Source organism: Streptomyces sp. NPDC088194 (assembly GCF_040702025.1).
Classification (GTDB): domain Bacteria; phylum Actinomycetota; class Actinomycetes; order Streptomycetales; family Streptomycetaceae; genus Actinacidiphila.
Genome location: NZ_JBFBIV010000036.1, coordinates 71297 through 79819 on the forward strand (window position 1 = coordinate 71297; position 8523 = coordinate 79819).

At 71.9% G+C, this 8523-nt stretch carries 8 protein-coding genes; 7 read left to right on the forward strand and 1 reads right to left on the reverse strand.

Annotated elements, in window-relative coordinates:
• Positions 1-36: 36 nt before the first annotated feature.
• The 5 genes from AB0399_RS21205 to AB0399_RS21225 all read left to right on the forward strand — a co-directional run bounded on the left by AB0399_RS21205 (position 37) and on the right by AB0399_RS21225 (position 5839).
• Positions 37-1647: an ABC transporter ATP-binding protein gene (locus AB0399_RS21205; protein WP_329373999.1), complete on the forward strand. Its 1611-nt coding sequence runs from the start codon at positions 37-39 to the stop codon at positions 1645-1647.
• Positions 1644-2759, forward strand: a complete 1116-nt coding sequence (locus AB0399_RS21210; protein ID WP_329365547.1) for an ABC transporter permease — start codon at positions 1644-1646, stop codon at positions 2757-2759. The genes AB0399_RS21205 and AB0399_RS21210 overlap by 4 nt, the downstream gene beginning before the upstream one ends.
• Entirely contained in the window at positions 2756-4048 is a 1293-nt protein-coding gene (locus AB0399_RS21215) for an ABC transporter permease (RefSeq protein WP_366412385.1), read from the forward strand. Before AB0399_RS21210 ends, AB0399_RS21215 begins: the two co-directional genes overlap by 4 nt.
• A 95-nt stretch (positions 4049-4143) precedes the next feature.
• Positions 4144-4542, forward strand: coding sequence for a cytidine deaminase (locus AB0399_RS21220; RefSeq protein ID WP_329373997.1), 399 nt, complete (start codon positions 4144-4146; stop codon positions 4540-4542).
• Positions 4543-4555: 13 nt separating this feature from the next.
• The gene (locus AB0399_RS21225; RefSeq protein ID WP_366412386.1) at positions 4556-5839 is read left to right on the forward strand and encodes a thymidine phosphorylase; all 1284 of its coding nucleotides are present in this window, start codon (positions 4556-4558) and stop codon (positions 5837-5839) included.
• 74 nt (positions 5840-5913) lie between these two features.
• Here AB0399_RS21225 and AB0399_RS21230 read toward each other — a convergent pair whose 3' ends face one another.
• Entirely contained in the window at positions 5914-6696 is a 783-nt protein-coding gene (locus AB0399_RS21230; protein WP_329365540.1) for an alpha/beta hydrolase, read from the reverse strand.
• Between the two features lie 100 nt (positions 6697-6796).
• On the opposite strand from AB0399_RS21230, the gene AB0399_RS21235 reads away from it, so the two are divergent.
• Together AB0399_RS21235 and AB0399_RS21240 are read left to right on the forward strand one after the other, a co-directional pair.
• The gene (locus tag AB0399_RS21235; protein ID WP_329365538.1) at positions 6797-7960 is read left to right on the forward strand and encodes an adenosine deaminase; all 1164 of its coding nucleotides are present in this window, start codon (positions 6797-6799) and stop codon (positions 7958-7960) included.
• A 92-nt stretch (positions 7961-8052) separates the two neighbouring features.
• Complete coding sequence (locus AB0399_RS21240; protein WP_329365536.1) at positions 8053-8364, forward strand: ATP-binding protein; 312 nt, start codon at positions 8053-8055, stop codon at positions 8362-8364.
• The last annotated feature ends 159 nt before the right edge of the window (positions 8365-8523 follow it).

Consider the following 8523-nt stretch of genomic DNA (forward strand, 5'->3'; position numbering starts at 1 on the left):
TGCGCCATCAACGCGTCCACGAGTCCACCCGCGCCGATCCCGTCGCAGCCGCCGCAACCCGGCAGCGCGGCCGCGGTCGAGCTGCGCGGCATCACCAAGCGCTTCCCCGGGGTCGTCGCCAACCACGACATCGACATCACCGTGCGCGGCGGCACCGTGCATGCCCTCGTGGGCGAGAACGGCGCCGGCAAGTCCACCCTGATGAAGATCCTCTACGGCATGCAGAAGCCGGACGAGGGCACCATCGCGATCAACGGCGAGCAGGTCTCCTTCGGTGACCCGGGCGCCGCGATCGCCCGCGGCATCGGCATGGTGCACCAGCACTTCATGCTCGCCGACAACCTGACCGTGCTGGAGAACATCGTGCTGGGCAGCGAGAAGCTGCACGGCATCGGCGGCCGGGCCAAGGCGAAGATCACCGAGATATCCGACGCGTACGGCCTGGGGGTGCGGCCCGACGTCCTCGTGGAGGACCTGGGCGTGGCCGACCGCCAGCGGGTGGAGATCCTCAAGGTCCTCTACCGCGGCGCCCGCATCCTGATCCTCGACGAGCCCACCGCGGTCCTGGTGCCGCAGGAGGTCGACGCGCTCTTCGAGAACCTGCGCGGGCTGAAGTCCCAGGGCCTGACGGTCATCTTCATCTCGCACAAGCTCGGCGAGGTGCTCTCGGTCGCCGACGAGATCACCGTCATCCGGCGCGGCACCACCGTCGGCAGCGCGGACCCCGCGCACACCACCGCCAAGCAGCTCGCCGAACTGATGGTCGGCAGCGAACTGCCCTCGCCGGAGACCCGCGAGTCCACCGTCACCGACGAGGCGATGCTCAGCGTCGCCGGCCTGCGGCTGGCCGCGGTCGACCCGGAGGGCGTCGAGCGCATCCTGCTGGACGACGTCGGGTTCACCATCCACAAGGGCGAAGTGCTCGGCATCGCGGGCGTGGAGGGCAACGGCCAGGCCGAACTGGTCGAGGCGATCATGGGCATCCGCGCGCTGGACGCCGGTTCGCTCGTGCTGGACGGCCGGGACATCACCACCGTGCCGACCCGGCGCCGCCGCGAGGACGGCATCGGCTACATCCCGGAGGACCGGCACCGGCACGGCCTGCTGCTGGAAGCGCCGCTGTGGGAGAACCGCATCCTCGGCCACGTCACCGAGCAGCCCAACAGCCGGGGCTTCCTGATCGACCCGGCTGCCGCCCGCCGCGACACCGAGCGGATCGTCCGCGAGTACGACGTGCGCACCCCCGGTATCGAGGTCACCGCGGCCTCGCTGTCCGGTGGCAACCAGCAGAAGCTGATCGTCGGGCGCGAGATGAGCCACCTGCCGAAGCTGCTGATCGCCGCGCACCCGACCCGGGGCGTGGACGTCGGCGCGCAGGCGCAGATCTGGGACCAGATCCGCGAGGCGCGCCGCGAGGGCCTGGCGGTCCTGCTGATCTCCGCGGACCTGGACGAGCTGATCGGCCTGTCCGACACGCTGCGGGTGATGTACCGGGGCCGGTTGGTCGCGGACGCCGATCCGTCGACGATCACCCCGGAGCAACTGGGTTCGGCGATGACCGGCGCCGCGTCCGGCCACCTTGAGCGGCAGACCGGGGACGCCGGTCCGGCCGGAGCGGCCGAGCCGGCCGGGGGAGAGGACCGATGAAGAAGTTCGACAAGGACCGCGCCCTGCTGGGGATCGCCGCGCCGGTGCTGGCCGTGGTCAGCGCGCTGGTGGTCACCGCGCTGGTGCTGCTGGCCACCGGCAAGGAGCCGTTCCACGCGTTCAACGTGATGGCCACCTACGGCAGCAAGTCCAACAGCCAGGTCTACATCCTCAACAAGGCCACCACGTACTACCTGGCCGGCCTCGCGGTCGCCGTCGGCTTCCGGATGAACCTGTTCAACATCGGTGTCGACGGGCAGTACCGGCTGGCGGCGTTCTTCGCGGCCGTGGTCGGCGGCGCGCTGTCCATCCCGGGCATCGTCGAGGTGCCCGTGATCATCCTGACCGCGATGGCGGTCGGCGCGGCGTGGGCGGCGATCGCCGGCGTGCTGAAGGTGACCCGCGGGGTCAGCGAGGTCATCTCCACGATCATGCTGAACTCGATCGCGGGCATCGTGATCGGCTACTTCCTGCAAGGCGGCCGGCTCGGCGTGCTCGACAAGAACGCCAACATGGTGTCCACCAAGCCGATTCCGGTCTCCAGCCACCTGTTCAGCTTCAAGACCGCCACCGATCCGATCTTCGGCTTCATCGTCTTCGCGGTGCTGGCCGGCGTCGTCTACTGGTTCCTGCTCTCCCGCACCCGCTTCGGCTTCGACCTGCGGGCGGTCGGCCGCTCGGAGTCCGCGGCCGAGGCGAGCGGGGTCAGCGTCAAGCGGATGGTGATCAGCAGCATGCTGATCTCCGGTGCCATGGCGGGCCTGGTCGGCATGCCGACGCTGCTCAACCAGTCCTACGACTACGGCACCGACTTCCCGACCGGCATCGGCTTCACCGGGATCGCGGTCGCCCTGCTGGGCCGCAACAACCCGATCGGCATCGGCGTCGGCGCGCTGCTGTGGGCGTTCCTCGAACGCTCCTCCGCGGGCCTGGAGTTCCAGGGGTACGACAAGGAGATCGTCGGCGTCATCCAGGGCGTGATCGTGCTCGCGGTGGTCATCGCGTACGAACTGGTGCGCCGCTACGGCCTCACCCGGCAGCAACGCCAGGTCGGCGCGGAACTCGCCGCGGCCGGCGCGGGCAGTGACGACAAGCAGGAGGTCGCGGCATGAGTGCCACCACGACTCAGACGCCGCCGCCCGCCGCGCCGCGGGTGAAGCCCGCGGGCCGGGCGAACGGGCGGATCAAGCTCACCCTGCCGGTGGTCCTGCTGATCATCGCGGGCGCGCTGATCGCGGTCTCCGCGGTGCGCGCGGTCACCGGCGCGGAGGACGTCACCTCCTCCGGGCAGGTCGCGGGCGCGCTGGCCAGCGCGGTGCCGATCGGCCTGGCGGGCCTGGCCGGCCTGTGGTCGGAACGGGCCGGGGTGGTCAACATCGGCCTCGAGGGCATGATGATCCTCGGTACGTTCTTCGGCGCGTGGGCGGGCTGGCAGACCAACGCGTGGGTCGCGGTGCTGGCCGGCGTCCTCGGCGGCGCCCTGGGCGGCCTGGTGCACGCGATCGTCACCATCACCTTCGGGGTGGACCACATCGTGGCCGGTGTCGCGATGAACATCCTCGCCGCCGGCGTCACCTCCTACCTCGCCAAGCGCTGGTTCAACGTCGGCGAGGCCGCGCGCAAGGGCGGCACGCCCAAGCAGTCGCCCCAGCTGGACAACGCCAAGCAGTTCACCGTGCCCGGCCTCTCGCACTGGCTGGACAGCGTGGAGAAACACCACTGGTTCGTCATCTCCGACATCGCCGGGATGATCGGCGGCCTGGTCACCGACATCTCCGCGATCACGCTGCTGGCCATCGTGCTGTTCGTGGCCACGTTCTTCATCCTGTGGCGCACGCCGTTCGGGCTGCGGCTGCGGTCCTGCGGCGAGAACCCGGTGGCCGCCGAGTCGCTGGGCGTCAACGTCTACACGTACAAGTACGCCGCGGTGATCATCTCCGGCGGGCTCGCCGGACTCGGCGGGGTGTTCCTCGCCATGAGCACGCACTTCTACCTCGAAGGGCAGACCGGCGGCCGCGGCTACATCGGTCTGGCCGCGATGATCTTCGGCAACTGGCGGCCGGGCGGTCTGGCCATGGGCGCCGGGCTCTTCGGCTACGCCGACAGCCTCCAACTGCGCAACGGCGGCCCGTCGGTGCACGCGCTGCTGCTGCTGATCGCGGTGCTGCTGCTGGCCATGGCGGTGTGGAAGTTCTACCGCGGCTCGCGGATCGGCGCGGCCGTGGCGCTGGGCTTCGCGGTGCTGCTGGCAGTCTGGTACATGCTGACCGACTCCGTGCCCGACGAGATCGTGGAGGGCACGCCGTATGTCGTGACGCTGCTGGTCATGGGCCTGTCGGCACAACGGCTACGGATGCCGAAGGCGGACGGCCTCCCGTACCGGAAGGGGCAGAGCGGATGACGGACGACACCGGAGGACCGGCCGAGGGCGGGTCCGACGGGCGCGGCGGGGCCGGGCCGCTGCCGGGGACCGGCGCGCTGCCGGCCGCCGCGGCGGTGCCCGGGCCCGACGTGGACTGGAAGGCGCTGCGCAGCGCCGCCCGGGAGGCCATGGAGCGGGCGTACGCGCCCTACTCGGGCTTCCCGGTCGGCGCGGCCGCGCTCACCGACGACGGCCGCACCGTGGTCGGCTGCAACGTGGAGAACGCCGCCTACGGGGTCGCGCTGTGTGCCGAGTGCGGACTCGTCTCGGCGCTGCACGCCTCCGGCGGCGGCCGGCTGGTCGCCTTCTCCTGCTCCGACCTGCGCGGCGACCTGCTCATGCCGTGCGGGCGCTGCCGGCAACTGCTGTGGGAGCACGGCGGCCCCGAAATGCTCGTCGACACCCCGCGCGGGGTACGGCCGATGAGCGATGTCCTGCCCGACGCCTTCGGACCCGAAGACCTCAACCGCTAGGAACCCCCGTTTCATGGACGCCATTTCCGTCATCCGTGCCAAGCGCGACCGCGGCCGGCTCGGCGACGAGCAGATCGACTGGGTGATCGACGCCTACACCCGCGGCGAGGTCGCCGACGAGCAGATGTCGGCGCTGGCCATGGCGATCCTGCTCAACGGCATGGACCGGGCCGAGATCGCCCGCTGGACCGCCGCGATGATCGCCTCCGGCGAGCGGATGGACTTCTCCGGGCTGGCCCGGCCCACCGCCGACAAGCACTCCACCGGCGGGGTCGGCGACAAGATCACGCTGCCGCTGGCACCGCTGGTCGCCGCCTGCGGCGCGGCCGTGCCGCAGCTGTCCGGGCGCGGCCTGGGCCACACCGGCGGCACCCTCGACAAGCTGGAGTCCATCCCGGGCTGGCGGGCCTCGCTCGGCAACGACGAGATGCTCGCGGTCCTCGCCGACGTCGGCGCCGTGATCTGCGCCGCCGGGGACGGGCTGGCGCCGGCCGACAAGAAGCTGTACGCGCTGCGGGACGTGACCGGGACCGTCGAGTCGATCCCGCTGATCGCCTCCTCGATCATGTCCAAGAAGATCGCCGAGGGCACCGGCGCGCTCGTCCTGGACGTCAAGGTCGGCTCCGGCGCGTTCATGAAGTCCCGCAACGACGCCCGCGAGTTGGCGTCCACCATGGTCGGGCTCGGCACCGACCACGGGGTGCGCACCGTCGCGCTGCTCACCGACATGTCCACCCCGCTCGGCCGCACCGCGGGCAACGCGCTCGAAGTACGCGAGTCCGTCGAGGTGCTGGCCGGCGGCGGCCCCGCCGACGTCGTCGAGCTCACCCTCGCGCTCGCCCGCGAGATGCTCGACGCCGCAGGGCTGGCCGACGCCGACCCCGCCAAGGCGCTCGCCGACGGTTCCGCGATGGACGCGTGGCGCCGGATGATCAAGGCGCAAGGCGGCGACCCCGGGGCCGCCCTGCCCGTCGCCCGCGAGCAGCACGTCCTGGCGGCCCCCGCGAGTGGCGTTCTCACCGTGCTCGACGCCTACGCCGTCGGCGTCGCCGCCTGGCGGCTCGGGGCCGGCCGCGCCCGCAAGGAGGACTCCGTCCAGGCGGGTGCGGGTATCGAACTGCACGCCAAACCGGGTGATGTGGTCACCCAGGGCGCCCCTCTCCTCACCCTCCACACCGACACCCCGGAGAAGTTCGAGGGCGCGCTGGAGGCGTTGAACGACGCCTTCTCGATTGCCCCGGCCGGCACGTCCTTCACCCCGCCGCCGATCGTCCTCGACCGCATCGCCCGCGCATGACGGTGTGCTGACCCCCCGGGCTGCCCGTCCACGCCGTCACGGGACGGGGCAGCCGGGGAGGTCGGGGGCGGGCTTCACGCCCTCAGGGAGCGGCCGAAGCCCGAGGCCAGGGGCATCCGCAGACCCAGGGGCGGCGGCGCCGCGAGCGCGTCGGCGACGGGACGAGCGAAGGGCCGCTCCAGGAGGGAGCCGAGGACGAAGTCCGCGGTGAGCGCGAAGACTTCCGGCCGGTGGTGGTGCAACCCGTGCCCATCGGTGTGCACCTCGAACCTGCACACCTCGCGGTTGACCTTCTTCGCCCGCTCGGCGAGCCCGTACGACAACTCCGGGTCGGTCGTGGCGTCGTCGGTGCCGTGCACGATCAGCACCTGCCGCCCGTTGAGCTGCTTCACCGGCTCCGGCTCGGGCCCCTCCGGCAGCCAGGGTGCGAGCGCGACGACGGAACGCACGGCGGAGTGCCCGCCGGCGTGGAGTGCCGCCCGCGCGCCCATGTCCAGCCCGACCAGGCACACGGGCACGTCGCCGTAGCGGCGCACCGCCTCGCTGACCGCCCACTCCGCGTCCTCCGCGGGGTGCGCGTGGCCGCCGTTCCAGCCGCGGAAGCGGTAGTGCACGACGTGCGCCGCCACCCCGTCGGCCGCGCCGGCCCGTACGAGGTGCCGGGCCAGCGGCCATATCGCGGCCGCGGCCATCGGCGAACGCCGGCGGGTGCTCAGCGCGTTGCCGCCCGGCAGCGCGAGCACCACCGCGCGTACGGTCGGCACTTCGGCACGCTGCTCGCGCTGCCGGGGCACGAGACCGGGTGCGACCTGCCGCCCGAGTCGCGCGCCACGTGCCGGTAATGCTTGCGAAGCCATGGCGCAACGATGGCAGACAGGAGGGTGTGCGTTCGATGGCCAAGCGGAAAATAGTTGGCCCGAACACGATATCTACGCGCGTAGGGGCTATCGTTCGGTCATGGAGAACGCCACACCGAACCTCCCCGCGGGGGAGCAGATCCGCCGTGCCCCGAAAGTCCTGCTCCACGACCACCTCGACGGCGGGCTGCGGCCCGGCACGATCGTGGACATCGCGCGAGCGACCGGATACCGAGCGCTGCCCGAGACCGACCCGGACAAGCTCGGCCGTTGGTTCCGCGAGGCGGCCGACTCCGGCTCCCTGGAACGCTATCTGGAGACGTTCACGCACACCTGCGCGGTGATGCAGACCCGCGACGCGCTGGTCCGGGTCGCGGCGGAGTGCGCCGAGGACCTGGCCGCCGACGGCGTGGTCTACGCCGAGGTGCGGTACGCCCCCGAGCAGCACCTGGAGGGCGGGCTCACCCTGGAGGAGGTCGTCGAGGCGGTCAACGAGGGCTTCCGCGAAGGCGAGCGGCGCGCCCGCGAGGATGGCAACCGGATCAGGGTCGGCGCCCTGCTCACCGCGATGCGGCACGCCGCCCGCTCCCAGGAGATCGCCGAACTCGCCAACCGCTACCGGGACCTGGGCGTCGTCGGCTTCGACATCGCCGGCGCCGAGGCGGGATTCCCGCCCACCCGGCACCTGGACGCGTTCGACTACCTCAAGCGCGAGAACAACCACTTCACCATCCACGCCGGCGAGGCGTTCGGGCTGCCGTCGATCTGGCAGGCCCTCCAGTGGTGCGGCGCGGACCGGCTCGGCCACGGGGTGCGGATCATCGACGACATCACGGTCGACGACGACGGCGTGCACCTGGGCCGGCTCGCCTCCTACGTCCGCGACAAGCGGGTGCCGCTGGAGATGTGCCCGACCTCCAACCTGCAGACCGGCGCGGCCTCCTCCTACCGGGAGCACCCGATCGGGCTGCTGCGGCGGCTGCATTTCAGGGTCACGGTCAACACCGACAACCGGCTGATGTCCGGGACCAGCATGAGCGAGGAGTTCGCCCACCTGATCGAGGCGTTCGGATACACCTTCGACGACATGCAGTGGTTCACCGTCAACGCGATGAAGTCCGCGTTCATCCCTTTTGACGAACGACTCGCCATGATCAACGAGGTGATCAAGCCCGGATACGCCGAACTCAAGGCCGAGTGGCTGTTCGCACCGGGTGTCGCCGTACCGCCCGTGGCCAGCGGTTCCGCCGCCGGGCGCGGCTGATCGGAGCGGTGGCGCGGCGTGACCCGCCAAAAGGTCACGGCCGCGCCATGCCGCTTGCACACGACGCGTTCGGCTGACTACGTTCCGACGTCATGCAGACCCTCACCAAGAAGACCCTCACGACCGCCGCCCTCGGCCTGGCTGTCACCGCCGCCGCGGCCGGTACCGCCTCCGCCGCCGGCCTGGTGCAGTCGAGCGACGCCCTCGCGCCGGTCGGCTCGGCCGCCAACCTGGTGCCCGGTGCCACGTCCACGGTGTCCGGTGCGCAGACCGCGCTCAGCAACGGGACGACAGCGCTGCCGACGGGTTCGGCGAGCAACCTGCTGCCGTCGAACAACCACGTCTCGGGCAACTCGCTCGGCCCGGCCACCGGCCTGCTCGGCGGGCTCCCGGTCGGGGGCTGACCGCTTCTCGGGGTGCCCTGACCCTCCCGGGCGCCCCGGTCCGCCGGTTGCGGGACCTCGCGTCCGGCGGTGGCCGCTCGTGCGCCGCGGGGCGCGCGCCGGAGTGCGGGGGCGGGGGTGCCCGGGAGGTGGGGCCCCGCCGGGTGCGCGGGGCGCGTT

Bases quoted from the DNA above. Each gene is read 5' to 3' on its own strand.
- AB0399_RS21210 (WP_329365547.1), top strand. From the start codon at position 1,644: ATGAAGAAGTTCGACAAGGACCGCGCCCTGCTGGGGATCGCCGCGCCG.
- AB0399_RS21230 (WP_329365540.1), bottom strand. From the start codon at position 6,696: ATGGCTTCGCAAGCATTACCGGCACGTGGCGCGCGACTCGGGCGGCAG.
- AB0399_RS21240 (WP_329365536.1), top strand. From the start codon at position 8,053: ATGCAGACCCTCACCAAGAAGACCCTCACGACCGCCGCCCTCGGCCTG.
- AB0399_RS21225 (WP_366412386.1), top strand. From the start codon at position 4,556: ATGGACGCCATTTCCGTCATCCGTGCCAAGCGCGACCGCGGCCGGCTC.
- AB0399_RS21235 (WP_329365538.1), top strand. From the start codon at position 6,797: ATGGAGAACGCCACACCGAACCTCCCCGCGGGGGAGCAGATCCGCCGT.
- AB0399_RS21215 (WP_366412385.1), top strand. From the start codon at position 2,756: ATGAGTGCCACCACGACTCAGACGCCGCCGCCCGCCGCGCCGCGGGTG.